Genomic DNA, 26,978 nt, shown 5'->3' with positions numbered 1-26,978 from the left:
GCCGTCCCGTCGGCCGCCGGTGGCGCCCTGACGGCCGCGCCGACGGCGACGGCCGCGCCCAGCCCCACCCACACCGTCACCCTCGGCGCGCAGGGCGCCTGGTCGCACCCGGGCGACACGCCCGCCAACCCGTACACCGACAAGGACGGCACCTTCTACTCCCAGCAGTCGCACTCCCTGTACGGGGCGACCGAGGGCCGGTCATGGAGCTTCTATTCCGGCTCACCGTGCGCGCCGCATCGGACCCGGCTCTGTGACATCGCCGTCACTGCGTTCCTCGCTGCGTGCAGCCGGCCTCGTGGCGATGCCGCCAGCTTGTGATCTACACCCCCACGACCACAGCCGTCCTCACGCATCCGGACTGTTGTGCCATCCCCTGGGCAACCAGGGCCGAATGGAGCATCGATGACAGAACTTGCACGCCGGGCGATCATCGCCACGGCAGCCGGGACAGCCGCGGCGAGCCTGCTTCCCGGAGCACGCGCCGCGGCTGCCACCCCCGTCACGAGCGGCGGGCCAGCTCCCGCGGGCACGTACGCGGTGAGCGATTCACCGCGGGTGACGTGGTCGCTCAACCAGGGGTGGCGCTTCATGGTCGGTGACCCGACCGGCGCCTACCAGACATCCTTCGACGACTCCGCCTGGGACCAGGTCGACGTCCCCAACCCTCTGGCCCTGCAGCCGGTCGACATCGGCCCGAACAACCTCCAGTCGGCCGCCTGGTTCCGGCGGCGCGTGACGGTACCCACCAGCGCCCGCGGCCAGCGTCTGCTGCTGCGTTTCGAAGGCGCGATGCAGGTCTGCGATGTCTACCTCAACGGCATCAAACTGGGTTCGCACTACGGCGGTTACACGCCGTTCGGCTGGGACGTCACCGACAGCCTCCAGCCCGGCACCGAGGCCGTGCTGGCGGTGCGTGTGGACAACACCGACCAGCCGCTGGTCCCGCCGGGCAAGCCGGAATCGGGTCTGGACATGCTCTACCTGGGCGGGCTGTACCGCGACGTGTGGCTCATCGCGCTCAGCCCGGTGCACATCACCGACCCCATCATCGAGGGGCGGACCGCGGGCGGTGGCGTGTTCGTGACCACCCCGACGGTCTCCCAGACCTCGGCGACGGTGAACGTGGCCAGCGACATCGTGAACAAGGGCAGCGCCAAGGCCTCCGTCACGGTGGTCACCACACTGCTGGACGCCACCGGGACCACTGTCGCCACCACCACCAGTACGAACAATGTCGCGGCCGGGGCGACCACGGCCTTCACGGCAACCCTGACGATCAGCAACCCCCAGCTCTGGACACCGGACACACCGTACCTGTACACCACCCAGGTGCAGGTGACGGTCGGCACTCAGACCGTGGACCAGGTCAGCACCCGCTTCGGTGCCAGGACGATTGCCTGGAGCTACAGCTCGGGCTTCTCCCTCAACGGCAAGAACCTGCTGGTCAACGGCACCAACCGGGGTCATCAGGAGTACCCGTACGTCGGCTACGCGGCGCCCGCGAGCCAGCAGCGCCGCGACGCGCTGCTGATCCGCCAGAGCGGAGCGAACTTCGTCCGCTCCGCACACTACCCGCCCCACCCGGCGTTTCTCGACGCCTGCGACGAGGTCGGCCTGATGGTGCTGAACTGTGTGCCGGGCTGGCAGAACTGGAACAGCGACCCGGTCTTCGCGCAGCGCTCGCACGACGACTTCCGCACCATGATCCGCAGGGACCGCAACCACCCCAGCATCATTTTGTGGGAGGCCACCCTCAACGAGACCTACAGCGGGAACTCCCCGTTCGAGTCCGACCAGGAGCGGATCGCGCAGGAGGAGTACCCGGGCGACGAGATGTGCACCTACGGCGGCAACGGCACCTTCGACGCGAAGATCTTCAACGTCCAAAACGCCTACTGGGTCCGCGCGGATGCCGGCTCCACCATCAACACCTCGCCCGGTGCGGCACTGCTGCTGCGCGAATACGGCGACTACGAGTTCGGCGGCGAGGTGAACAACACCTCGCGCACCACTCGCGCCGACGGCCCCGACGCCATGCTCGCCACCGTGCACAACAAGCAGTCGATCTTCAGCTCGGCCCTGTCACCCGGCTTCTACGGATCAGGCGTCGCCCTGGCGGGCCTGGCCACCTGGTCGGCGACGGACTACAACCGCGGGCTGAACTCAACAACCTGCCTCTCGGGCCTGATGGACCTGTTCAGGATCCCGAAGTTCGCCTGCTACTTCTACCAGTCCCAGCGCGACCCCAACGTGCAGCAGAGCGGCGTCGACTCGGGTCCGATGGTGTACGTGGCGAACTACTGGAACAAAGCAGCCTCGGGCTCCACCACGACGACGATCGCGAACACGGCGGTGGACACCGGGCTCAACCTGTGGCGCTACACGGGCAACTGGCAGGGCACCAGCGGCGACAACTCCTACAGCAACCACACCGGTGACACCGCGGTGGTGCACTTCACTGGGACGTCCGTCACCCTGTACGGCGACCTGGACCCCGTCCACGGCATCGGCGCGGTCACCCTCGACAGCCAGGCCGCCGTCAACGTCGACTTCTACGCCTCCAGCCGGCGCAACCAGGTCGCGGTCTGGAGTGCCACCGGCCTGACCGACGGCCCCCACACCCTCACCGTGAAGGTCACCGGCACCAAGAACTCCGCCTCCGGCAACACCTTCGTCTCCCTCACCAAGGCCGCTGTCACCAGTGCGGCCTCCGGAAACGTCACGATCGTGAACACGGCGGTGGACACCGGTGACAACCTGTGGCGGTACACAGGCAACTGGCAGGGCACATCGGGCGACAACTCCTACAGCAACCACACCGGTGACACCGCCGTCGTGCACTTCACCGGGACGTCCGTCACCCTGTACGGCGACCTGGACCCGGTCCACGGCATCGGCGCCGTCACCCTCGACAGCCAGGCCCCCGTCAACGTCGACTTCTACGCCTCCAGCCGACGCAACCAGGTCGCGGTCTGGAGCACCACCGGCCTGACCGACGGCCCCCACACCCTCACCGTGAAGGTCACCGGCACCAAGAACTCCGCCTCCGGCAACACCTTCGTCTCCCTCACCAAGGCCGTCATCACCAAGGGCTCTGTGGTGGTCTTCTCCAACTGCGACGAAGTCGAACTCAGCCGGAACGGCACGGTCGTCGCCCGCCAAAAGCCGGACACCGGCGGTATCAACGCCAACATCCCCCACCCGCCGTTCACCTTCAGCCAGGCCACCTTCCAGTCCGGAGCGCTCAAGGCAACCGGATACCTCAACGGCACAGCCGTCGTCTCCCAGACCGTGAACACCCCCGGCGCAGCGGCGAAGCTCAAGGTCGACGTCGACCTGCCGGGCGGGCAGCTGGTAGCGGACGGAACCGACTTCGCCGTGGTCCGCGCGACCGTCACCGACGCCCAGGGCAACATCGTCCCCGACAACGGCGTCTCCGTGACCTTCAGCGTCAGCGGAGCCGGACAACTCATCGGCGACTCCACCATCAACGCCAACCCGGCCACCGCCACCGCTGGCATCGCCGCCGCACTCGTCCGCGCCACCCGCACCTCCGGCACCCTCACCATCACCGCGAGCGCCACCGGCCTGACCAACGGAACCGCCACCGTCACCACCACGACCGACACCACATCGAGGATCTGAACGCCGCGCTCCACTTGCCGATCCAAGCGGCAGCACAAGCCACGAGGGGAGCCGAAATCCGCATCGGAGGTCGGCTCCCCTTGGCCATCCCCAGTTGCGGGGCTTGCCGGCGGGGCGAGGGGGTCTCGTCCAGGGCTTGACGTACGTAGTCGAGGACGTCGGGGGTCTCCGGCCACACCACCTCCAGGACGGCCCCGGCACGCCGGCGCCCTAGGGAACGGCCCCGCGCGGCGGCCTGCTTGGGACCGGCCATCGCATCCAAGTCGCGGTAACGCCGCGGCGCTGCGAGGTGGGCGGGCCGGCCTCGCAGCGCTTCTTCAGGTGAGGGGAGACGGTCGGCTGAGAGACGCCGACGTCGGAGATGTCGCACACACACGCGGAGTCACGAGAGCTGGGGGCACGTTCCGGTCTGGCAGAAGGCGGCGAAGCTGGTGGTGAACCTGCTGAGGGTGGTGGGCCATTCGTCGGCGGGGCCGACCGAGAGTAGGAAGTACATGGTGGTTCCGTCCGGGCTGAGGAAATTCCGGTCGATGGCCCGGCGGTTGCCGAACTTGGCGTTGGAGTAGCTGTATTCGAGAGTGGACGTCTGCCCGGTCGAGGTTGTCGACGTGGTCAGGCTGATCCGCTGGTAGTGCGAACGGCCGGATAGTGCCGTGTCGATCTGCCTCATCGCCCGGTCGGGCGATGTGCCGTCCGCAGGGTTCACGCCGATCTGGAGCAGGTGGTCGAGTTGGTCGGGGCTGTAGTAGACCTGCGCCTTGTCGACGGTGCGCTGCCAGCCGTCCGGCACCCGCAACGTGAAGCCCGCGGGGTCCTCCAGCAGTTGGTACCCGGAGGTGTCCGGAGTAGTGGGGTCGAGGGATGTCGGGGTGTCAGTCGGCGTCCCGGTGTCCGTGGGCGGACTGGTGAGGGGCGGGGGTGTGGTGTCGGACGGTGTCGGGGTCGCTGTGGTGACCGGCGCCGCGGACGACGGGCCTGAGGGCGAAGCGGCCTTCTCCTTGCCGGAGCCGCCGAGCCAGGAGGGCTGCTCGCCGGAGACGTGCAGACCCAGGAACCCGCCTCCGAGCACGACGACGGCCGTGGCCGCCGCGAGCATGGCCCGGGCCCGGCGCTGCCGTGTACGACGCCACCTGTCGGGAGATCGCAGTGCGTCCGGCGGCTCATGCGCGGGCACCGCGGAACTCCCCGGTCCGGCGATGTACGGCGAAATGGGCTGCTGCTCGTCGGCGGTGAGCGGGGTCGGGGACGGTGGAGGCGGCTCGTATCCCTGGGCGGATTCGGGCGCGGGCTCGTAGGTCTGAGGCGCCGTCGGGGCGGGCGGATCGGGGACGGTGGCTGGGGGCTCGGCCTCGGCGGCCGTCCACCCGCTCCTGGCCCGCACCCATCGTTGGCGTTCCGCGTCCCACACCATCGGTGGGTCCGATCTGCTCACGACAGCAACCCCCGGACGGAGTCGGCCACCGCGACGGCCGAAGTCAGCGCGGTGAGGGCGGCATTGCTCGTGGTGAGCTGGTCACGCAGCCGCTCGAGGCGACCACGGGTCGCCCGGCCCGTGGCCGTGATGTCCTGCCGCACCTCGTCCAGGGCACCGGCGAGCGCGTCGCCCTCAGGGCTGTCGGCGGGCGAAGGTAGCTGGCTGATCAGAGCGTCGATCGACGCCAGCAGGTCTGCGTGGCGCGAATCGATCCGCACGGCGCTGAATTCCGCCTCGCTGCCCGGGGCGGTGGCCGCGGCGCCCCCCGTCAGGTGGCCACCCACGAAAAGGCCGCCGGGCTGCACGGAGGAGGGCGGCGCGACAAGAGAAGGGGGCCCCAGTGAGTCCAGGGGCGAGGGGCCGACGGTGCGGCTGGAGTCCTTGGCGCGGGAGTCGTTTCCGGTGGCCACCGCGCCTCCGGTCATCGACCCCCCGACGACCACTCCACCGCCGGTACCCGCGCTCCCCGTGACACCGCCCGTGTGATCGGCCGCCTCTTCGCCCGGCTCCTCGCCGGAGGTACTCCGCTGCTCTTCACTCATCTCCGTCACTCCCCCGCCGTCGTGTGTGCCGCCGAGCCGCCGGCGGTCGCGACCGCGCCGCCGCTCATCGATCCGCCGATGAACACCGCGCCTTGGGCCACGTTGTAGACCTGCTGCTCGAACTCGCCGGTCTCGTAGCCTTGCGACTTCAGCGCCTCACGGGCACCGTTGACGATGCGGTCCTGGATCGTCTTGACGTAGCGGCTGATGTCCATCTCTTGGAAGAGCAGCACGGCTGTGCGGGTGCCCAGTTCACGCACCGACGCGGCCGGGCCGTCGGGCGGCAGGTCGCGCGGGTCGGTCATCAGCAGTCGGAAGTAGCTGGACACCGTCCGGCCCACGGACACCGCGGTGGCCACGCTGGCGACGGGCGCGGTCAGCAGCGCCGACAGCGCTCCCCGCGCGAGGCCGCCCTCGGCGCGGGCGGCGATCGCGTCACCCCGCCCGAACTCCGCGCGCACCGGGCCGAGTACGTGCGGGATGACTTCCAGCACGAGCATGCCGCCCTGGGTGTGGACGCGCAGCAGGATGGTGACGATCACCTGCTCGTCCCACGCCCCCACCCGGATGCGCAGGAAGAGGCGGCGCGCCTCGGCCCCCTCGTCCACGGCTGCGGCAACATGGGCGGCAACGGCGTCGGGCCGGTACAGATCCGTGGTGCGCGCCGGCCCCGGCGGCAGCAGGACGCACTCCTGAAGCTCCAGGTCTTTGAGCCGGTCCCGGCTGGTGGCGGCCGAGACCTCCTTCAACCGCTCCAACCTCGGTGTGATCAGCCCCAGTACGTCCCGGCTGGTCAACTCCGGTTCCTTGCCGTCACGTACCGGGTCCTTGCGGCGCAACTCGATGGCCAGGGACCACGATCCGTGCGCCTCGCCGGCACCGATGAACGGCCGGAAGGGGTCGTAGATCACCATGGGCGAGTACTGCTCGCGGTCAACGGCCGCGCGGATGCGTTGGTACCGTTGCGCCGGGGGGAGCGTCGGTCGCCCGGCCTCGGTGAAGTTCTCGGGGGCGAGCACACCACGCAGGACCTCGGCCACCCGGTAGCGGTGCCATCCGATGGCTGCGGCGATGGCCAGCGGGAAGGCGACGGCCAGCAGCGCAGACCCTCGGACGGCCTCGACCCAGTAGAAGATCGCGGCCGCCCACGCGACGCGGCGCAGGTAGCGGCCGGTGGACAGCCGACGGCCGGTCGGGGTCGCGGACATGCTGTGGTCGTCGACCACACTGACCGCGGTGTTGCGCCCGCTCACCACCCGGCCGAGCCAGATCAGCAGGCAGATGACGGCGTACACCACGGCCCAGGGCGGCGACGCCACACCGGTCAGTTGGATCGGTCCCGACTTCCCCGGCCCCACGTGGAGGATCGAGAGGGTGAGGAACGCGGCCCACAACGCCAGTAGCACCGCGGCGAGTTGCATCTCCTGGACTCGTGCGCGCAGAGCGTGCGCCAGCACCGGGACGACGTCGATGCCGAGTGAGGGCGCAACCGTACGCTCCTCGTGTTCGACCAGCTCCTCGATCACCCGACTGCGGTACTCCACGTCCAGATACGTCCCGACGCAGAGCAACCGGGTGGCCTCGCTGGTGGGGCCGGTGGACCCTACATGGGGTGACGGCGCGGCGGAGGGCTGTCGGCCCACTAATGGCTTTTCGGGCACGGGAATTCCGTCGACGTGCGTCATGATCCCCCCTGGGAAACACAAGATCAAAGCAACGGGCGCACAGTTTTTTGGGGCCCTCGCTCCGGATCTTAAGGGTAAGGGTTCGGAGCGCCGGCGAACCGCAGTCGCCTGTACTGATACAACTTCGATCACCCGCGCCTCGAACATCATTCAGACCTGCGGAAATCACGTCACACACTGCCCACCAGAAACGTAGGTTCCCGCCAAGAATTCTTGGCCGTAGAACGGATACGCATAAAGGCCCGCTGCGACTGCGCTAAGTGAGCGAGGTGTTGTCCCTCCGGTACGCCGAATTCCCGTCGCCCGCCCGGAGAGGGAGCGGCGTCGACGCCGCTCTTTTCTGCCGCGCGTCTGGGATCTCGCGCGCGCCCGCTCGAGGACGGTCACCGAGTCCCTCGTGAGTGGCTCTCGACGCGGGTGTCGCTCCGCCGACCCGGACCCTGACTCGTGCACGTGGTACCCCCCGGTGCCGCGAGGCAGGGGAATTGCATGATCGAGATCTGTCGGGGTTCGTCACGTGAGACCGAGGGCTCGTAGGGGCCGGTGGTGGTCGCGGCCGGTGTGGCGGAGGGCGGCGGCAATTTTGGTCTGGCCGCGGCGGCGGCCGGGCAGTTGCTTCTCGTAGCGTTTCCATCTGCGGACGTGGCGTTTGTAGCGCGGGGTGGATTCGCGTGATCGCCGCAACGTTGCAGGCCCATGGTGCCAGTGCGGCGGCGAGATGCGGTCACACATCCGGAAGCGTCACCCCGGGGCCGGGTTCACGACGTTCGATCAGCCAGTACAAGTAGCCGCGCAGATAACGGCGCAGCGGGCCTTCAAGGTGCCCTGCGAATGCGCGTAGGGCTGGAATGTCCTCGTGATCCTGGGCTCGCTCGCTGGCGGATCACCGAGCGATCTCGCTGTGTATCCACTCGCGGACCCGTGCCCGGCCAGCCCACCAATCCCGGACGGAATCCTCGCTCCATCGGTCGTCACCGTCCCAGGCATAGCCGCCGAAGGGTTCGCCCCAGGCGACCTCGAGCAGTGTCTCCACCTCCTCGCGGGTCTGCGGCTGACGGTAGATGAATTCCATACCCCCATCACCGCCGCAAAGGACCAGCCCGGGCGCGTAGACAGGGCCGTTCATGCCGTCGTCGGTTTCACCGGTGTAGAAGGGGCCAGGGACGTTGAGCCAGTTGCGGTCCTCCCACCTTCCTTCGCCGATGGAGAGCTCATCAGATCCGCCGCGCCAGCGGGTCACGATCTCCCGGGCCGTCGGCACCGGGTCCCAGTAGGCACTCTCTGTCCTGGCGTCATCTGCACCCATGGCCGTGAGAGTACTCGTGACGCTCGGCGCCTCGGACGACCCCCAGAAATGCTGCCATCACCACTCAGAGATCGGCTCCCGCGACTGCGCTTTCCGCGACGGCTTCGGCTGGAAGCCGGTACATCCGCAGCCGCGATGGTCTCCTTGTCGCCGCAGACGCTCAGCACAGCCGAATCCTCGGGCTCAACTCGGCTGTCTGTGCCGGGGAATCCGGGTCTGGCAGGATGCGGTGCATGGCGGAACGATCAACGGACGACAACGGGGACGAGGACACGGACGGGGGTCGGCCGTACGATGCCGCCGCCTTGGTCGGGATCGCCGGTAACACCACCCTCGACCGTCGGGAGCGACTTGAGGCGGCACAGGCTCTGGCATGGACGGACGGGCACCTGGACATCGGCGCCGCCTTCCTGACCGGGATGGCCAAGGACACCACCGGCCGATTGCGGAAGCGACTGAAGTGGGCCCGGCGGTGGTTGCCGATGTGGCTCTGGGACAAGGTGTGGCCGTGGAAACTGGGCCAGGACATCGAGTGGGTCCGGGTGGACGCGGCCAAGGCGCTGGCCGGACTGGCGGGGCACCGCGAGGTCGGCGCATCATTGCTGGTCTTCCTCGCTGACGACACTGTCCTCGACGGCTACACCCGCGTGAGGGCGGCTCGCGCCCTGACGGAGTTGGAGGGACACCGGGAGGTCGGGACCGGCCTGTTGACCCGCTTCGCGGGTGATTCCCGCATAGAGGGAGCCGACCGCGTGCGGGCGGCCTTCTGCCTGGCCGAGGCGGACGGGTGCCAGGACCTCGGCGCGGACCTGCTGACGCGCTTCGCCGACGACACCACCCTTGAGGACTCCGACCGCACCGCTGCCGTCAGCAACCTGGCCCGCCTGGCAGGGCACCGGGACGCCGCCGCAACGCTGCTGACCCGCTTCGCCCGCGACCCCGCCCTCGCGGGCTACCATCGCCTTTTCATGGTCCGGGTCCTCGTCCCGCTGGATGGGTACCGGGACGCCGGCGTCGCCCTCCTGACCGGTATCGCCGACGACACCACCGTCGACGGGACCATCCGTCTCGACGCGGCCAAGGACCTGGCCGGTGCGAACCCGTACCTGCGCGGGTACGTGGACGAGTACCGGGATGATGCGATCGCCCTCCTCACCCGCCTGGTGGACGACGCTGTCCTCGAAGGCTTCGTGCGTCGCCGGGCTGCCTCGACCCTGGCTGCCATGGACGGGCAGCGGGACGCCGCTGCAGCCCTCCTCACCCGTCTCGCCATGGACACCACGACGGTCGGCCGCGACCGTGCGGAGGCGGCGGAGTGCCTGGCCGAACTGGAGGGATACCAGGGCGCCGGGGTCACTCTGTTGACCCGCTTCACCGAGGACACCGAGTTCGGCGGTACCCACCGGGTATCGGCAGCGCGAAGCCTGACCCGTGTCCAGGATCACGAGGAGGCCGGCGCGACCCTCCTCATCAGCCTCGCCAGGAACACCGCACTCGGCGGGTTCGACCGCATGAACGCCGCCCGAACCCTTGCTGGCATGGACGGGTACGAGCGCATCGGCTCCAAGCTCCTCCGCGAACTCCAATACGTGTCCAACGGCTACGGTTCGTAAGGTCGTTGCCAAGCTACTCCCGCGACGGGGGATCGCCTCGTCGCACCCCCCTTCACGGAGCAGGGGGGACCATAGGACGTTGACGCGGCGCCGGGCGAGAGCGAGGACGGCCTGAGTGTGTCGCTTGCCCTCGGCACGCTGGCGATCGTAGAAGCCGCGGGAGTCATCACAGCAACGCACACTGATCAATGTCGAACGCCCGGAAGGTCTTGTCCCCCGCCGCCGGATCACCCTGCGGCTGCTTCTTCTCGCCCGGCTCCAGCTCAAATAGCCCATACCGACCATGCGTACCGTGATCATCCCGCACCTTGGCCGCAGCACCCCGCTGGCCCACGTTGGCTGCTACGCCAGCATGGCGGTGAAGCGCCGGGCGAACAGGTAGGCGTCGCCGGGCCAGCGGGCGGACAGGTAGTTGCCATCCTGGACGACGAAGGCGGGGGTGTCGTCGGAGGCCGTACCACGTCGGCGCAGCTCAACCGGCCCGCGCTCGAATCGCGCGGGGTCGTCGAGCGCGGCGACCACCTCGTCTTGGACGTAAGCCGAATACGTCCGGTAATAGCGGCCGCGCCGCCATGCGGTGAGGTAATAGGCGCTGCGCTCCATGTACTTGGGCAGACACGTAGTGCGTCTGCCGGCGAGGACGCTGCGGCCTGTCTCCGGTTCGATGGTGCGGGCGAGCACGAGGACGCCATGGCAGATAGCGCCCACCGGCCGACCCGTCGCCCAGAAGCGGGCGACCTTCGCCTGCAGGGCGCGGGAGCCGAGGTACTGCCGCATACCAGGCGCGTGGCCGCCGGGCAGGAGGAGCCCGTCGTACTCCTCCGGTTTCACGGCGTCCCAACCGAGCGGAGCCCGGAAGGCAGCCTCGCCGGTGAGTTCGCGGTAGAACTCCGCCGGCTCCGGCTCCGCGCCGAGCTGCCCGAAAAGCACACCGGTGAGCAGCAGCGGGTCGGCCTGCGGCGACCGGCCGCCGTGCTCGGTTGCGAACACCACGTCGTGCCCGGCGTCACGCAGCAGCCGCCAGGGGACGGCAACCTCGGTGACATCGAAGTCCCGATCGGGCAGTGGGAGGAGGATGCGCATGCCTGATGCCTACCACACCGCGATACCGGCGAGAGCGCTCAGCGCAACTGCAACGTGAGCTACGTTCAGCCGACCGCAGTCCGCTGTGTGCGCCCGACAGGCCCGTCCGACGACCGATCCCCCGCCGATCACGACCACCCGGCCTCTTGCCGGTTACCGAGACACGCTCCTGGCCGATTGCAACGATCCTCTGGGGGAAACCGCCTTCACGACGTCCTTCTGGCCCGGGTTGAGACTGTAGGGCGCACGTCCCTGGTAGGAGATGGTGATCCGCTGGGCCGCCGTGTCCGTATGTCCCAGTCCGATTCGTCGGCGTTGGGGATGACGGTGTCCAGGACGGTGTGGAGCAGGCTGGCGATCGTCTTGCAGGCGTGAACCGCGAGGCGTCCCGTGCCCGGAACGGCCGCGCGCCTCACCGCAGCGCTTCTTCCGGAGCCGAGTTCCCGCACTCCGACAGACATAGTGGCCTCACGGACACCGGCGGCACGGGCGACTGCTCTGATCCCACCGTGGCCAAGAAACTGGACCTTCGCCCCTATCTATCAACAGGCGACGCTGCCGCACGTCAAGGTGCGGCAGATTCGCCTCGAACTTGGCTGCCAGCACAACCCGTTGCCCATCCAACCCGCTCGTGCCAGACCACCGAACCACCGAACCAAAAGCCACGAGTTGAAGATCTGCACGCCCTTAGACGGGAGGGATCTGGGTGGGGGGCGCGGTTCCCCCGGCGGAGGTGCGCTGTCGTTGTTCTGTCCATTGGGTGACCTGTTCGGTGCCGACTTCTTCAATGGCTGCGAGCAATCGTGCCCGCGCTTCGGCGTCCCGCTCGGCCACCGGGAGCAGCCGGTAGCGGTTGACCGCGCGGCGCAGGGACTCGCGGGCCTGGGCCGCCACCACCCAGCGAGGGCCGGGGGCGAAGACCTGGCGGAACCCGGTACAGAACAGGGCGCCCCCGGCGACGATCGTCGTCACCCACGCTGGAGCACGCAGCCCTGCCGCCACCACCGTCAACGACGCACTGGCCAACGCCCCGAGTTCTATCGCACGGTGCGCGCGCCGCGCGGCATCTCCGCGGCGCTGGTAGAACGCCAGCTCGCGTTCGGCCAGGGCCAACAGTGGGTCAGGGGCGGAGGCCCAGGCATCATCCGGCAGGGTCTGTCTACGCATGCCGAGCATCATCGCCACCCCCGCACTCCGGTGTCAGCCGAATCCATCCGTCCGCGGTGCAGCCGACCACCACCGTCCCCACCGCGCCCCGATCCTGTCCTGCCTGGTCTAGTGGCCCCGACCCGAGCACGGGCGGTTCCCAGCCGTGCTCGGCGACCGGGTTTCCGACGGGCGATCCCGGAACACCGCAGGCCCCCCGGGTGGTGGGCCCGCGGCCGGCCCCAGGGCGTCAAAGTCGCTTCGTCGCGGCTGTTCAGCTCCGCTTGGCTTGCCCCGCGGCCTCGCGAGTTCACGCAAAGTGCGGGGCCTCGCGTGCCGTGTCCACACGCGCCAAAGCGGTGCACGGTGCAGACCGCGCCGGCGCCACCACAAGGGACGAGCGCGGTCGCTCAGCGGGCAGCCGTCTTGGCCCGCTCGCAACGTCTATGTGATCAACCGCGGTGACGAGGACCTGTCGGAGCGGCTCAACACCATCGGGCGCAGATCAAGATGTTCGGTGAGATCTGAGGCGGAGCGTCGGTCGGTCGTCACCGCTGTCGTCAGTGGCGGTGAGACAGGCGCGGACCTGGTCGGCCTCGGGCATGCCGAGGTCGCCGTAGAGGGCCAGGGCGTGGAGGTAGTGCTGCCGGGCGCGGGCGGGCTGGCCAAGGGCGTGGTGGGCGTGACCGAGGCCGGTGTGGGCGCGGGCCTGCTGGTCGCGTGCGCCGATGTCGACCGCGAGCGCGTGGGCGGCGGTGTGGTGGGCCAAGGCGTCGGGTGTCCGGCCGGCGGTGCGGGCGGCCTCGCCCAGGCCGTTGAGCGCGCTGGCTTCGCCGTTGCGGTCGCCCATCTCGCGGAAGAGGCATAGAGCCTGCTGGTGCTGCCCCGCGGCCAGGCCGAGACGGGTGTGGAGGGTGCCGAGGCTGTCCAGCGTCCAGGCCTCGCCGACCTGGTTTCCCAGGTGCCGATACATGGTCAGGGCCTGCTCGAGGTGGCCGCTCGCCGGGCCGCACCGGTCCAGCCGCATCTCGATGTCGCCGAGGCTGGTCAGCGTCCAGGCCTCACCGGTGCTGTCGCCGAGCTGCCGGAACAGGGCCAGCGCCTGCCGGACGCGCTCGGTGGCGGGAGTGAGCCGTCCCAGCTTCCCCTCGGTGTCACCGAGGTTGTTCAACGCGTGGGCTTCGCCCGCCCGGTGGCCGGTCTGCCGGAACAGCGCCACGGCCCGCGCGTAGTGGTCGACGGCCGGCCCGTGGTGTCCGAGCCTCCCCTCGGCCACTCCGAGGTTGTTCAGCGCACGGGCTTCGCCCGCCCTGTCGCCCGCCTGCCCAAACAGGCGCAGGGCCTGCCGGAGGTGGGTGGCGGCCGGTGCGTACCGGCCCAGCTCCATGTGGGCGACGGCAAGGCTGGTCAGTGCGTGGGCCTGTCCGCTCGGGTCGCCCGCCTGGCGGGCGGCGTGGCGCGCGTGGCCGTAAACGGTCAGCGCGTCCGTGAGATAGCCGCTGATGAGGTACTGGAACAAGCTGGTGGACAGTCGGGCGGTGTGGGCGGGCCAGCCGTGGGCGGCGGTGTGCCCCGCGACCGCCACCAGGGTCGGGCGTTCGGTGTCCAGCCAGGCCCGGGCGCCGGCCGGGTCGGTCAGCGCCGGTACGGGGGTGCCGGGTGGGGCGGCGAGCGGACGACGGTGCGTCTCGGCCGGGTACAGGACGTCCATGGCGGCGGACGTGTGGGCCAGGTAGAAGTCGAACAGGCGGGTCAGGGCGCCGCGTCGTTCGGGCGGGGGATCCTCATCGGCGGCCCGGCCGACGGCGTGGGCGCGGACCAGATCGTGGAGGACGTACCGGCCGCGGGTGCCCTGTTGCAGCAGATGCTCTTCGCACAGGTGGTGCAGGCCGGTCCCGGCGGTGGACAGGTCGGTGTCGGTCAGGGCAGCGGCGGCGTGGGCGTCGAGGTCCTGGCCGGGGTGCAACGCCGCCAGTCGCAGCAGCCGCTGCTCGTCCGCGGGCAGGTGCCGGTAGGACAGGTCGAGGGCGAGCTCCACGCCGGTTTCCAGGCGTCGGTGGCGGTGGCGTTCGTCGAGCCGGTCGGCGTGGTCGGTGAGTGTCCACCCGCGAGTGCCACGGATGTGTGCGGCGACCAGCCCGAGCGCCAGGGGCAGATGGCCGCAGCGGCGCGCGATGCGGGCCGCTGCGAGCGGATCCGCGCCGACGGATACCCCGGTCGCGGCCCGGGTCAGGAAGGCCGCGGCCACGTCAGGGGGGAAGACGTCCACCGTCAGATGTGTGGCGGGGCGTAGGTCGGTGAGGTCGCGTCGGCTGGTGACCAGCACCGGGCAGCCCGGCGTCTCGGGCAGCAGCGGGCGGGCCTGCTCGGCGTCGGCGGCGTTGTCCAGCACGACCAGGGTTCGGGTGCCGCCCAGCCGGGCGCGGTAGGCGGCGGTACGGGCGGCCAGGTCGTGGGGGATCTGCTGGCCGGCCACCCCCAGCGCGCGCAGGAAGCCGTCCAGCACGGCCGACGCGTCGGCCGGCGGCTGGGCGGCGTCGTGGTGGAATCCGCGCAGGTTGACGAAGAGCACCCGGTCGACCAGGTGGTCCCGGACAAGCAGGTGTCCGGCGTGAACGGCGAGTTGGGTCTTGCCGACCCCCACCATCCCGACGATCGCCGCGACCGCCACCGCGCCGCCCTCATCTCCGCCGTGGTGCAGGGCCGCCCGCAACCGGTCGAGCTCGGCGGTCCGGCCGGTGAACCCGTCCAGGTCCGGCGGCAGCCGGTCGTGGACTCGTACCTGCGCGCCCGCCCGCGCTTCCCCGGTGATCACCCGCAGCGCCTGCCGCCACTGCGTCACGTACCCGGCGTCCGGGTGCAGTGCCGCCACCACCGTGGTCACGAGGTCGGTGTTGACCCGCCGCCGGCCGGACCGGAAGCAGTCCGCGACGGTGGTCTTGCCCGTCAACTCGCCCTCGGGCCGACCCGCCGCCTTCCAGGCCGTGTTGACACGGTCCTTGATCGTGTCGAAGGACGGATCCCCGGCCCAGGTCTTCAACGACCGCAGTCCCGCTGCCAGTTCGTCGAGCGTGCCGAGGCAGCCCGGGTCGGGCGGGGCGGCGTACACACGGTCGTGCTGCGGCACTGTCACAGTCGATCCCCCCGGACCGATATCCCGTCACACACGCTCTGTCCAGCTAAGCACACCCGGCCCACGGTGCCGGGTCGGTGCCGAAACCCCGGCCGAAACACGACGATGCCGACCCGTTCGGGATCGTTCGGGATCGCGCCACGGGCCGCCTCGCCGCTGAACGCTGGACGGGCACGCCGTCATCCGACACACGACCGAGCAGGAGACATCATGGTCACAGCAAACCCCGCACCCGCACGAAGCGCGGCGATGGCCTCCGACGAGCCGTACAGGCCGTTCGTGTCAGGAAGCAGCCCGTCTTCGACTCGCCGGGCCGTCCGCAGCAGCCTCACCCGCGTGGTCGTCGCGATGGTGCTCGCCGGCGGCGCGCTGGCCGTCACGGGACCGTCGGCCGGTGCGCAGCCCGCGCCGAACGGGCACGTCAAACCCGCCATCGGTGGCGCCTTCCACTGGATCAGGAACTCCGGCAACAGCAACCTGTGCCTGGAACCCCAGGGACTGTCCACCGACGCCGGGGCGCCCATCGTCCAGGAACCGTGCGCGACCACCGGCACCGAGAGCATCGCGCAGGGATGGGAAGCCGACAAGGTCGGCACCAACCACTACAAGTTCAGGAACCAGCTCAGCGGCCTGTGCCTCAACGCGAACCAACTGGTGAACGGGGGCGCCGTGTTCCAGTGGCCTTGCGCCTCGATCAGCAACCAGGAGTTCAACGCCGGTACGTCGCTGCCCGCCGTCGCCAAGATCGAGTCGCGCATCCACTTCAACGACAGCGGCTTCTGCATCGACGAGCCGGGAGCCCAGGGCGCCCTCGGGCTGGCGGTACAGCTCTGGCGGTGCAACGGCACGCCCGCGCAGATCTGGGTCAACGGCTTCTAACCCCCACCCCAGCTGAGTCCGCCCCCCCCTAAGCAGCCCGCCCTCCGCGGAGGGCGGGCTGCGCCACGCGGCATCGCTACGAGGCCTGGCCGCTTCCCAGCCGGCGCCTATGAACCCGACCTGGCGCCGCTCAGGGCCGACCAGAGGGCCCCGCTCAAGTCCGCGTCGCCCCGACGGCCGACGGTTCGGCCGGCCCGAAAGCCCGCCGAACCGCCGGAAGACCGGGTGGGAGTCAGCCCACCCGCAACCTGTGCACCCCTCCGTTCACCGTTCCCACGAACAGATAGCGGCCGTCCGGACTCGCCGCCAGGCGCGTCGCGTCGAGATCCTGGAGGCCCGCCGAGACGGACGTCCACGTGCGGCCGTTGTCGGTGCTGCGCAGCACCCCGCGGCCGCCCTTGAGGAGACCGCTGGGCCGCGAGGCAGTGGTGGCCGCGTAGAGGGCGTGGCCCACCCGCAGCACATCGGACACGGTGGTGGGCAAACCCCCGAGGTCAGCGGTACGGAAGGTGCGGCCGCCGTCCGTGCTGACCCGTATGCCGTCGCCGGAGACGATCAGGCGGGGACCGTCGAAAGTGATCGAGGCGACCGGCCCGTCGGCGATCTTGGTGGCGGTGGCTCCGCCGTCGTCGGAGCGGTAGAGGCCGTCGGCGGAACCGAGCCAGACGCGGCGCGGGTGGGCGGGGTCGGCGGCCAGGGCGGTGCGGATACGGTCCTGGTGGAGCACCTTCCAGGTGGTTCCGCCGTCGGTGGTGACGTACAGGCCCGACTGGTCGAAGACGTGGAACGCGACCGCGATATGGGCGGGGTTCCCCGGATCCACCAGGAGGGCGTCGGGGACTTCGCCATAAGAGCCCATCGTGGTCCAGGTGGCACCGGCGTCGGTGCTGCGCTGGACGTTGAACTGGCCGATCGCCAGCTTCACGATTCGCCACACCGTTCCGTCGGGCGCGGTGGCGAGCTGCGGGACCTCGCAGCCGATGCAGCCCTCGCTACCGGAGCGGCCCCATTCGGGAGAGGCAGCCGGGAGCGCGGTCCGGTAGGTGCCGCTCCAGGTTCCGGCGATCAGGGTGGTTCCGCTGACGGCGAGGTCGAGGGCGGTCTGGCCCTGGACACCGATCCGGTGCGAGCCGGTGCCGTCGGGGGCACTGCGGTAGATGCCGTCCTGCGCGGAGGAGACGGTCACCGAGCCGTCGGACCACTTGTCGTAGTCGGTGAGATAGGCCCGCGGGCTCGGCAGCGGGACCTGCTTCCAGGTGCGGCCGTGGTCGTGGCTGACCCAACTGGTGTCGTCACTGCCGGCGCCGATGAACAGGTCTCCGCCGGACGCGGTCAGACCCCCGCCGGTGTACGGCAGGGTCAGCGTGGTGGACCAGCTCGCGCCGCGGTCCTGGCTGACCATGACGCCGTTGCCGATCTGCCAGACGGCCACCGTGTCGCCGTCCACGGCCAGACCCGACAGCAGGTTGCCGGCGAGGATGCGACGTGCGGTCGCGGGGGCGGCCGCCACGCCGGGGAGGGTCCACAGACCGTTGTCGTACGTCTCCAGGTACAGGTCGCCGCCGCCGAAGACCGCCTGCCGTACGGTGCCGGCGACGCCGGTGGGTTCGGCGGTCCAGGTCGTTCCGCCGTCGCGGCTGACGATCAGGTCGGTGGCGGTGACGACGACCAGGGCGCGGGCCTTGCTGTCCGCGGTGAACGAGACGATTTCCGTGCTGAGGGTGTCGAGGATCTGCCAGGTGCGGCCGCGGTCCTTCGTCTGGAGGACGTAACTGCGGCCGATGGCAGCGTCGTTGACCGCGTACCACCAGTGGGCGGAGTCGGCCGGGTCGATGACGATGTGGCCGTCGCCGCTGTTCTCGGCGACGGGCAGCCGGCCCAGCCGGCTCCAGGTGGCGCCCTTGTCAGCGGTGAACCACAAGGGGGCGGAGCCGGGCTCGGCGAGGACGGCGTCGGTCGGTGTGCTCGGCGCGAGGGTGAGGTCGCCGCTCTCGCTGTTGGGGCCGACCGGCCGCCACTTGGCGTCCGCGGCGGTCTTCGGGGTGACCTCGAAGGCGCTGGCTCCGACCAGCTGCTGGCCTGTGGTGGCGGCGGCGGATGCCGTGACACGGTAGACGCCGGGTACCGCGCCGGTCAGGGGCACGGTGTACCAGGTGTCGTGGTCGAGGGTGGCGGTGACCGTGACCGGCCGGCCCCTGGGCGGGGTGACCCTGAGGACCGGAGCATGGGCCAGCGGCACGGGCGTGTGCACGTACGCCGTCGTGTGACCGTCGCTGGGGTCGGGCGAGACCCGTACCGTCAGCGGGCGGGCGGCCAGCAGGTACGGCACGGTCAGCGCGGGGCCGCGGTCGGGGCGCAGCGAGATCCGGCCGGCGATGTCGGTGTCGGTGCCGAGGTCCGGGCGGTCGGCGGCGACGGTCAAGGTGACGGTCGCGGTGCCCCCGGGCGGGACGGAGATGTGCCTGGGCGTGACGAGCGCGCTGCCGGTGACCTTGACGGCCGCGCTGATCCGACGGGTGCCGGGGTTGGTGACGGTGATGACACGGGTGGCCCGTACGGTCTGCCCCTCGATGTCGGCCAGGCCGAGGGAGACGGTGGCCGGGGACACGGTGAGCGCGGTGTCGGCGGCGGACGCGACGTCGAGCCGGCCCGCGCCCTGAGTGGCGATGCCCGGGCCGTCGAGCGGCTTGGCCGAGTCGACCAGGGCGGAGGTGATCTGCTGCGGCGTGTCGTGCGGGCGCAACTGGCGCATCAGCGCGGCTGCTCCGGCCACGTGCGGGCTCGCCATCGACGTACCCGACATGCGGTAGACGCCCGGGTGCCACAAGGCGGTGGGAACGGTGGACCTGATCTCCACGCCGGGAGCGACCAGATCGGGCTTGAGGGCGAAGCCCGGGCCCGCCGGGCCGCGGGAGGAGAACGACGCGATCTGGTCGGTGGCGTCGGCCCCGCTGATCTCCACGCGCGCACGCCCGGCCGCCGCGCGGGCCGCCATCTCCTGGTAGGCGAACTCGTCCAGGCTCATCAGCACGATGTGGTCGAAGCGCAGGTCGTCACCCGAGGCGCTGATATGCGGTGAGCTGGGCCGGGCCGGCACCACTCCCGCGGGGGCGGACTGCGGCACCGCCTGGGGTCCCGCGGAGCCGCCGGGCGTACCGGCGAAGAGGGCGACCGCGCCGCGCTTCTCCGCCTCCCGCGCCAACTGGACGAACCCGCCGTCGTATTGGGCCACCAGCGGGTACTGGACGAGCAGCGCCTTGCCGCGGACGTCACCCGCCTTGGCCCAGTCCACGTCCGGGGCGGGAGTGCCGAGGTCGACGACCTGGGCGCTCACGGGCCTCACGGGGCCGTTGGCGGACATCATCCAGGGTGCGCCCTGGACGAGTTCGCGCGTACGCCCGTGCACGTAGGACGCGGAGGGTACCCGTACCCCGCTGGTGGAGGCGCCGACGGCGATGACGCCCTCGGCCGAGGCCGGGGTGCCGACTGTCCCGGCCCCTGGACCGTCATTGCCGGCCGCGGCGACCACGACGACGCCAGCGCGTACGGCGGCCGTTGCCGCCAGGCCCAGCGGGTCGGTTCCGTCACCCGGACCGCCCAGGCTCATGTTGACGACGTCGGCGCGGTGCGGGTTGGCCGGGTCGGTCGCAGCCTCCAGACCGGCGATGATGTCGGAGACGTAGCCGCTGCCGCTGTCGTCCATGACCTTGTACGCGGTCAGGGTCGCATCCGGGGCGACGCCGGTGATCCCGTCGGGCTCGGCGGCACGTGCGGCGACGATGCCCGCCACATGGGTGCCGTGGCCGTTGTCGTCCATGGGGTCGTCGTCGTTGTTCACGAAGTCGTGGCCCGCGACGACCTTGTGGCCGGGGCCGAAGCCGCCGCCCAGGTCGGGGTGGTTGTAGTCGATGCCGGAATCCAGGATCGCGACGGTGACGCCCTTACCGCGGGCCTTGGAACCGTCGGGAGCCTGCTTCCGCCACACGTCCGGGGCACCGATCAGCGGCACGCTGACGTCGGTGAGGGTGTGCATCGGGGTGTCGGGAACGACCGCGGCCACCCCGGGCAGTCCGCGCAGCACAGCGAGCTCGCCCTGCGACACGGTCATCGCGACCGCGTCACTGAGCAGTGTGAACCGGCGTACGGACGTGGCGTGCACACCGGCGTGCACCGCCCTGGACAGGAAGCCGTCCTGCGCGGCGGCGATCGTACGGCGCTTGGCCGCGACGGTTGAGGCGGCGGAGGTGCCGAAGCGGGCACCGGCGGCGGCCGGGGTACCGGCCAGCTCGACGATCACCCGGCTGTCCGGGCCGCCGGCCGCGGCGGAGGCCCGTCCGGCGGCCGGCGGCAGCGCCGTCAGCAAGGCACCGGTGGTGACGGCCGCGACGGCGAAGGCCAAGGACCTTCTTCGATTGATTGGCATAGACCGGTCTTACGCCCGGCCCGGACGGCAGGACAATGAACTCCCGTGGCCCATTGCGGCCGTTGGCACAAGTGAGCCACCATACCCAGGTGCCCCAGGACGACCTTGCCCCGGCCGGAATCACCCCTTTCGACGAGTTGGTCTACCGCGCCACGGTCAGCCGCCGGGTGGCCTCACCTGCCGAGATCGCCGCCGAACTCGGCCACTCCGCCGAGCGGGTGGGCCGGGCGCTCGACCGGCTGCGCGAACAAGGCCTGGTGGGACGGCTGTCCGGGACGCGCCGCCGCTACGCCGCGATCGAGCCGCAGACCGCACTGGACGCGCTGGTCCGGGCCCGTACCGGCGAACTGGAACACGTACGACTGGCCGCCGCCGAGCTGTCCCGGATGTTCGCCGCCGCGCGCGAGGACGGCGTGGAGGAGGTGCAGATCGCCACCGGCGGGGACGCACTGGCCCGCTGGTTCGTCACGCTCCAGCAGGAGGCCCGGCAGGAGGTGCTCACCCTCGACCGGCCACCGTACGCGCTGACCACCTCCAACCCGGTGGAGGCGACGGCGCTCACCCGCGGGGTGGTCTACCGGGCGGTGTACGCACCCGAGGCGCTGGAGTGGCCCGGGGTGCTCAACGACATCCGGGAACTGGTCAAGCACGGCGAGCAGGCGCGGGTGCTGCCGGGCCTGCGGGTCAAGGTGGCCATCGCCGACCGCCGCCTGGCCCTCATGCCGCTGTCGCTGGACCTGACCGGAGTACGGGCGGCCATCATCCGCCCGTCCACGCTGCTGGACGCGATGGTTGACTACTGGGAACTGTGCTGGCGGCAGGCACTGCCGCTGGACGCCCCCGCCGCGGGCCCGGCCGACGACCCGCTCGGCGAGGAGGACAGACAGCTACTCACCTTGCTGGTCGGCGGGTTGAAAGACGACGCGATCGCGCGGCAGCTGGGCTGGTCGGTGCGGACGATGCGACGGCGGATGAGCAGGCTGCACGAGCTACTGGGGGCTTCCAACCGCTTCCAGGCGGGCGTGACGGCCACGCGGCGGGGGTGGTTGTAGGAGGCTGCGGGGCTGTGCAAGGGAGCTTTGCCCCGAGGATCGCCCTTCCGGCCGGCGGCAAGATCCCACGATGCCTCGCGGGCGCGTGTGGCGCCCGCGTTCGTTGTGGGCATCTGGAGGTCGAACTGGCCTGCGAGTGGCACCGCCCCGACGCCCGGGACAGGGGCCACCTTTGGGAGCGTTCCATGTGCTGCCGTGGTCCATGCGGGCGGAGTGCGGCGCGATGGGGCGCAGAGGGCGCACTGGGCGCGGGGGTCTACCGGCGGAGGACTTCAACTCGTCCGACCGGATGAGGCCGAGGGTGGAGAAGTGCCGCCAAGTGGGGGACGTGGCGCGGTCGTCGCCGTCGGTAGCGTGAAGTCACGTGGACGACGGAGGATTACATGATCGAGGCGACATCACTGACCAAGCGCTATGGCGACAAGGCCGCGGTGGAGGACCTGACGTTCACTGTTCGGCCGGGTATCGTCACCGGCTTTCTGGGGCCCAACGGAGCCGGCAAGTCCACCACCATGCGGCTGATCCTGGGCATGGATGCGCCGTCTTCAGGATCGGTGACCGTCAACGGGCTCCCTTTCGCCCAGCACCCACGGCCGCTCAAGACGGTAGGTGCGCTGTTGGAGGCGCGCGCCATCCATCCCGGAAGGTCTGCGCGCGGTCATCTGCTCGCCCAGGCGGCCACTGCCGGGATCACGCGGCAACGGGTGGACGAGGTCATCGGCATGGTGGGGCTCGATGAAGCCGCAGGCCGTCGTGCCGGGCGTTTCTCACTCGGTATGGGACAGCGGCTGGGTATCGCCTCGGCTCTCCTCGCCGATCCGGAGATCCTCATCCTCGACGAACCGGTGAACGGTCTCGATCCCGACGGGATCCGGTGGATACGCCTGCTGCTAAGGGAGTTGGCTTCGGAGGGGCGGACGGTCCTGCTGTCATCGCATCTGATGAGCGAGATGGCTCTGACCGCGGACCATGTGATCGTCATGGGCCGGGGCCGGCTGCTGCGCGACCAGTCAATGGCCTCCTTCATCGCCGACGCGGGCGCCGAGCGGGTCCGGGTGCGCTCGCCTGAAGCGGGCACTCTGCGGGAGCTCCTGGTGCGGGAGGGCGCGAGCATTCACGAGACGGGCGAGCCCGGGACGACCTTCGAGGTCGAAGGGCTGACCAGCGAGGACATCGGCACGGCGGCGCGCAGGGCCGGCGTCACCCTGTACGAACTGGCCCCCATGACGGGGTCGCTGGAAGAGGCTTACATGGCGCTGACCCAGGACGCTGTGGAGTTCCGGACGAAGGAGGCGGCATGAGCAACCCCATACTGGCCAGCGCGGTGGTTGAGGAGGAAGTACCGTCGCTGGTTCGTCCCGAGGTGCACAGCGAACCCGTGTCGCTGTCGCGCGCGATGGCCTCGGAGTGGATCAAATTCCGTACTCTGCGGTCGAGTTGGGCGATCCTGATCGCCGCCGTAATCGGTTTGCCGGCCATCGGACTCATCGTCGCCTACAACACCAGGCATATCACGCCCAGTATCGCCCCGGAGGACCTCGGCCCGTCGGCGACGATGCAGGGATTTCTCCTCGGCCAGCTGCTGATCGGCGCGTTGGGCGTCCTGGTGGTCTCCGGTGAATACAGCACGGGCATGATCCGCTCGACGTTCGCCGCGGTACCCAAGCGACTGCCCACCGTGTGGGCCAAGGCCCTGGTATTCGCGGTGGTGGTGGGTACGACCCTGACCGTTGCGGCCGTGGTGGCCTTCCTGTCCTCTCAGGCGTTGCTGTCCCACTACCGCCCTGGGTACTCCCTGACGGATCCCGGTGTGCCCAGGGCCGTCTTCGGCACCGCAATGTACCTGACCCTGCTCGGAGTGCTCGGCGGCGCGGTGGGCTGGATCGTGCGCAACACACCGGGCGCGTTGGTCAGCTTCCTGGGCCTGATCCTGGTGGTACCGGTCATTTTCGGCAACCTGCTGGGAAATTGGGGCAAGGACGTGGCACAGTTCATGCCCGGTGAGGCGGGGCGGAGCTTCATCACAGGACTCCACCAGCCGTACATGCTGTCGGTCGGCACCGGACTGGTGGTCTTCCTTGCCTGGGTGGCCGTGGCCGTGGCGTGCGCCACTGTCCTGCTGCGACGACGTGACGTGTAAGGGGCCGGTGTGAAAGCGAGGCTGGCGGTTCTGGGCGGCCGGCTGCGATCGCCACTCGGTCGTTACCGCCAGTCGCTCTGCATCGACATCGCCATGGCCGGCGCCTTCGCGGTCGCGGCGGCACTGATCAACGCGCAGGACGGTGACTTCGAGCGCCGGACACTCGGCCCGACGGGATGGGATCTGGCCCTGGCCGCGCCTTTGGTGCTCTGTCGTCGCCGACCGGTCACCGCCGTACTGTTCCTCGGGACCATCAGCTTCCTGCAGTGGCTCTACGGGGTGCCCGCGGCCGGTGATGTGGCCATCCTGTTCGCCCTGTACGTCCTCGGGCTGCGCGAACGCCGAGTGCGGGTACTGGCGGTGCTGATCTGCGGTGCGCAGACGGGAGTGGTGCTGGCCTCTGTTCGCTGGCATCCCGGCAATCTCTGGATCAACACGTTGCTGCTCAGTGGCACCGTCACCGCCTCGTGGGTACTGGGTGTCTACACCAGGACACGCCTGGCCTACATCGCTTCCATCCGGGAACGGGCCGAGAGCGCCGAGCGTGACCGGGACGCACGTGCTCAGATCGCGGTTGCCACCGAACGTGCGCGAATCGCCCGGGAGATGCACGATGTGATCGCGCACAGCATCTCGGTCATGATCACCCTCAACGACGCGGCCGTCGCCATCGGCCCGCCGGGCAGGCAACGGGAAGCAATCGCACAGGCATCCGAGGTCGGCCGTCAAGCGCTCGACGAGATGCACCGCATGCTCGGAGTCCTGCGCACCGGCGACCGCGCCGAGTTGGCCCCGCAACCAGGTGTGGGTGACCTCACGGCCCTGGTCGCCGCAGTTCGCTCCGCGGGGCCCGAGGTCCGGTTGACCCTGCAGGACGGCTTGGACAGAGTCGGTGCCACCGCACAACTCGCCGTCTACCGGATCGTTCAGGAGTCCCTCACCAATGTCCTCAAGCACGCCCGGCAGGCCCGGCACGTCACGGTGGACGTACGGTCCACGGCTACACGCATCGACATCACCGTCCGCGACGACGGAGTGGCGACCACGCACGCCACGGCACCGCCGCGGTCCGACTCAGCGACCGGACACGGCATCTCGGTGATGCGCGAGCGCGCCTCACTGTTCGACGGCCGGATCGAGGCCGGCCCCCGACCGGATGGAGGATGGCAGACGACCGCCACGCTGGCACTTACGGAAACCGCCGCGCGCTGATGGCCATTCGCATCCTCCTCGTCGACGACCACCCCTTGCTCAGACTCGGGTTCTCCCTCCTGATCGGTGCCGAGGACGACATGCATGTCGTCGGCCAGGCCGCCGACGGCGCGGAAGCGATAGCTCTGGCCACTTCCATGGATCCCGACGTGGTGCTGATGGATGTGCGCATGCCCCTGCTCGACGGCATCGCCGCCACCCGCCGGATCGTCACCGACCGTCCAGCGGCCAAGGTGGTCATCCTCACCACCTTCGATCTGGACGAGTACGCCTTCGAAGGCCTGCGCGCCGGTGCCAGCGGGTTCCTGCTGAAGAACACGCGCCCCGAGGAGCTGCTCGCAGGTATCAGGGCGGTCGCCTCGGGGAACGCGATCCTGTCGCCCAGTACAACCCGCCGACTCCTGGACACCTACGCCGGCGTCTTCGGTGTCGGCAGAGACCCGGTCCCGCGCTCCAGCCATGACCTTCTCTCGGTGCTGACCGCCCGGGAGCGGGACGTGTTCACTCTGGTGGTGGCCGGGCTGAGCAACCCCCTCATCGCAGAACGGCTCGGCCTGTCCGAGACCACGGTCAAAACGCACGTGGCTCACTTCCTTGCCAAGCTCGACCTGCGCGACCGCGTCCACGCGGTGATCTTCGCTTACGAGAACGGCCTCATCAGCAGGACGGACGACTGATCGCGCCAGGCACGGCCACGGGCGCCGCAGCCGCCACGATCGCCATCGTCGCCACCCCCTCGGTGGCCGCGGGCGCGACCTTCGCGCACCCCGGCCTCCTGCACACCGGCCCCCAGGGCAAATAATGCGCGAACAGCCGGGCGCTGGCACTCTCGAAGAGGCGGTCCGAGCCGCGCCCCCGGAGCGCTTGGCCCTCCCCCCTCCGGTGCCGGGCGGACGAGTGTATGCATGTCCCTGACAGCCACCCCGCGCGGCTGCGCGGCGTCCTCCGTAGGTGGATAAGGAGTGGCCATGGCGCTGACCCGCAACCACATTCCTGTCGCCGCAGCCGTGGCCCTGCCCTACCGGGCCTGGGAACGTGCGCACCCCTCGTCTGCCCCCGAAAAGCGCCGGGCGCTTTTCCAGAATCGTCCCCGGCCACCGTTTCGCCTGTGGCAGCAGCGGGACCCGCAGCGCCACGGTCAAGCTCGACGGCCACCTGCTGGTGCCGTCCGCCTGGCATCCGAGGACGTATCCGCTTCTGTACGGGACGCGCAGGCCGAGCCGAGCAGACCGGCCCCCAGTCCTCTCACGCGGGAAGTGGTCAAATTCGCGATGGTGGGCGGCGCCGGTGTCGCGGTGAACCTGCTGGTCTTCAACCTCCTCCGGCACACCACGTCGATCGCTGTGGTGCGGGCCAGTATCGCCGCCACCGTGGTGTCGATCATCTTCAACTACGTGGGCTTCCGCTACTTCGCCTACAGGGACCGGGACAAGAGCTGCTGCACCCGCGAGATCGGGCTCTTCCTGGTCTTCAGCGCCATCGGCCTGGTGATCGAGAACGGTGTGCTCGCCCTGGCGACGTACGGCTTCGGCTGGGACTCCCCGCTGGAGAACAACATCTTCAAGTTCGCCGGGATCGCCATCGCGACATTGTTCCGGTTCTGGTCCTACCGCTCCTGGGTGTTCCGTGTGATCCCGCGCTC

16 protein-coding genes and 3 pseudogenes are annotated in these 26,978 nt (G+C 70.1%); 9 read left to right on the top strand and 10 right to left on the bottom strand.

What is annotated here, in order from left to right:
* Positions 1 to 405: 405 nt before the first annotated feature.
* Positions 406 to 3,648, top strand: a complete 3,243-nt coding sequence (locus AB0M29_RS19110; protein ID WP_365383944.1) for a glycoside hydrolase family 2 TIM barrel-domain containing protein — start codon at positions 406 to 408, stop codon at positions 3,646 to 3,648.
* Between the two features lie 210 nt (positions 3,649 to 3,858).
* On the opposite strand, the pseudogene AB0M29_RS19105 reads toward AB0M29_RS19110, so the two are convergent.
* The 5 genes and pseudogenes from AB0M29_RS19105 to AB0M29_RS19085 all read right to left on the bottom strand — a co-directional run.
* A pseudogene (locus tag AB0M29_RS19105) lies at positions 3,859 to 4,026 on the bottom strand (ArsR family transcriptional regulator); the annotation flags it as partial.
* Between the two features lie 4 nt (positions 4,027 to 4,030).
* A complete protein-coding gene (locus AB0M29_RS19100) occupies positions 4,031 to 5,080 on the bottom strand; it encodes a hypothetical protein (protein WP_365383942.1) in 1,050 nt (349 codons plus the stop codon).
* Complete coding sequence (locus AB0M29_RS19095) at positions 5,077 to 5,664, bottom strand: hypothetical protein (RefSeq protein WP_365383940.1); 588 nt, start codon at positions 5,662 to 5,664, stop codon at positions 5,077 to 5,079. The genes AB0M29_RS19100 and AB0M29_RS19095 overlap by 4 nt, the downstream gene beginning before the upstream one ends.
* A 5-nt stretch (positions 5,665 to 5,669) precedes the next feature.
* Positions 5,670 to 7,349, bottom strand: coding sequence for a hypothetical protein (locus AB0M29_RS19090; protein ID WP_365383938.1), 1,680 nt, complete (start codon positions 7,347 to 7,349; stop codon positions 5,670 to 5,672).
* A gap of 883 nt (positions 7,350 to 8,232) precedes the next feature.
* The gene (locus tag AB0M29_RS19085) at positions 8,233 to 8,655 is read right to left on the bottom strand and encodes a hypothetical protein (RefSeq protein ID WP_365383936.1); all 423 of its coding nucleotides are present in this window, start codon (positions 8,653 to 8,655) and stop codon (positions 8,233 to 8,235) included.
* Between the two features lie 233 nt (positions 8,656 to 8,888).
* Here AB0M29_RS19085 and AB0M29_RS19080 point away from each other — a divergent pair, with 233 nt between their 5' ends.
* Positions 8,889 to 10,268 carry a hypothetical protein gene (locus AB0M29_RS19080; protein WP_365384054.1) on the top strand — a complete coding sequence of 460 codons (1,380 nt, stop codon included), beginning with the start codon at positions 8,889 to 8,891 and terminating at the stop codon, positions 10,266 to 10,268.
* Positions 10,269 to 10,610: 342 nt separating this feature from the next.
* On the opposite strand, the gene AB0M29_RS19075 is transcribed toward AB0M29_RS19080, so the two are convergent.
* The 4 genes and pseudogenes from AB0M29_RS19075 to AB0M29_RS19060 all read right to left on the bottom strand — a co-directional run bounded on the left by AB0M29_RS19075 (position 10,611) and on the right by AB0M29_RS19060 (position 15,630).
* Positions 10,611 to 11,351: a type 1 glutamine amidotransferase domain-containing protein gene (locus tag AB0M29_RS19075; protein ID WP_365383934.1), complete on the bottom strand. Its 741-nt coding sequence runs from the start codon at positions 11,349 to 11,351 to the stop codon at positions 10,611 to 10,613.
* A gap of 422 nt (positions 11,352 to 11,773) precedes the next feature.
* Positions 11,774 to 11,957 (bottom strand): annotated as a pseudogene (locus AB0M29_RS19070) (ISAzo13 family transposase); the annotation flags it as partial.
* A gap of 81 nt (positions 11,958 to 12,038) precedes the next feature.
* Positions 12,039 to 12,530 carry a DUF4231 domain-containing protein gene (locus AB0M29_RS19065; RefSeq protein ID WP_365384049.1) on the bottom strand — a complete coding sequence of 164 codons (492 nt, stop codon included), beginning with the start codon at positions 12,528 to 12,530 and terminating at the stop codon, positions 12,039 to 12,041.
* Between the two features lie 472 nt (positions 12,531 to 13,002).
* Positions 13,003 to 15,630 (bottom strand): tetratricopeptide repeat protein, encoded by a 2,628-nt coding sequence (locus AB0M29_RS19060; RefSeq protein ID WP_365383933.1) that lies wholly within the window; start codon positions 15,628 to 15,630, stop codon positions 13,003 to 13,005.
* Positions 15,631 to 15,840: 210 nt separating this feature from the next.
* Between AB0M29_RS19060 and AB0M29_RS19055 the strand changes: the two genes are divergently transcribed.
* On the top strand, positions 15,841 to 16,509 hold the full coding sequence (locus tag AB0M29_RS19055; RefSeq protein ID WP_365383931.1) for an RICIN domain-containing protein: 669 nt from the start codon (positions 15,841 to 15,843) through the stop codon (positions 16,507 to 16,509).
* Positions 16,510 to 16,741: 232 nt separating this feature from the next.
* On the opposite strand, the gene AB0M29_RS19050 is transcribed toward AB0M29_RS19055, so the two are convergent.
* A complete protein-coding gene (locus AB0M29_RS19050) occupies positions 16,742 to 20,908 on the bottom strand; it encodes a S8 family serine peptidase (protein ID WP_365383930.1) in 4,167 nt (1,388 codons plus the stop codon).
* Positions 20,909 to 21,021: 113 nt separating this feature from the next.
* On the opposite strand from AB0M29_RS19050, the gene AB0M29_RS19045 reads away from it, so the two are divergent.
* From AB0M29_RS19045 to AB0M29_RS19020, 6 genes and pseudogenes are all read left to right on the top strand, one after another.
* Positions 21,022 to 21,984: a helix-turn-helix domain-containing protein gene (locus AB0M29_RS19045; protein WP_365383928.1), complete on the top strand. Its 963-nt coding sequence runs from the start codon at positions 21,022 to 21,024 to the stop codon at positions 21,982 to 21,984.
* 383 nt (positions 21,985 to 22,367) lie between these two features.
* Positions 22,368 to 23,285 (top strand): ATP-binding cassette domain-containing protein, encoded by a 918-nt coding sequence (locus AB0M29_RS19040; protein WP_365383926.1) that lies wholly within the window; start codon positions 22,368 to 22,370, stop codon positions 23,283 to 23,285.
* Positions 23,282 to 24,124: an ABC transporter permease gene (locus AB0M29_RS19035; protein WP_365383924.1), complete on the top strand. Its 843-nt coding sequence runs from the start codon at positions 23,282 to 23,284 to the stop codon at positions 24,122 to 24,124. Before AB0M29_RS19040 ends, AB0M29_RS19035 begins: the two co-directional genes overlap by 4 nt.
* Positions 24,125 to 24,133: 9 nt before the next feature.
* Positions 24,134 to 25,336 (top strand): histidine kinase, encoded by a 1,203-nt coding sequence (locus AB0M29_RS19030; RefSeq protein ID WP_365383923.1) that lies wholly within the window; start codon positions 24,134 to 24,136, stop codon positions 25,334 to 25,336.
* Entirely contained in the window at positions 25,336 to 26,013 is a 678-nt protein-coding gene (locus AB0M29_RS19025) for a response regulator transcription factor (RefSeq protein ID WP_365384047.1), read from the top strand. The genes AB0M29_RS19030 and AB0M29_RS19025 overlap by 1 nt, the downstream gene beginning before the upstream one ends.
* Positions 26,014 to 26,607: 594 nt before the next feature.
* Positions 26,608 to 26,973: pseudogene (locus tag AB0M29_RS19020) on the top strand (GtrA family protein); the annotation flags it as partial.
* Positions 26,974 to 26,978 lie beyond the last annotated feature (5 nt).

Origin of the sequence: Streptomyces sp. NPDC051976, from assembly GCF_040680795.1 — a bacterium.
In the GTDB taxonomy this organism is placed as follows: domain Bacteria; phylum Actinomycetota; class Actinomycetes; order Streptomycetales; family Streptomycetaceae; genus Actinacidiphila.
The sequence above is the reverse complement of the archived record's forward strand: the minus strand, read 5'-3'. Positions and strand labels throughout refer to the sequence as shown.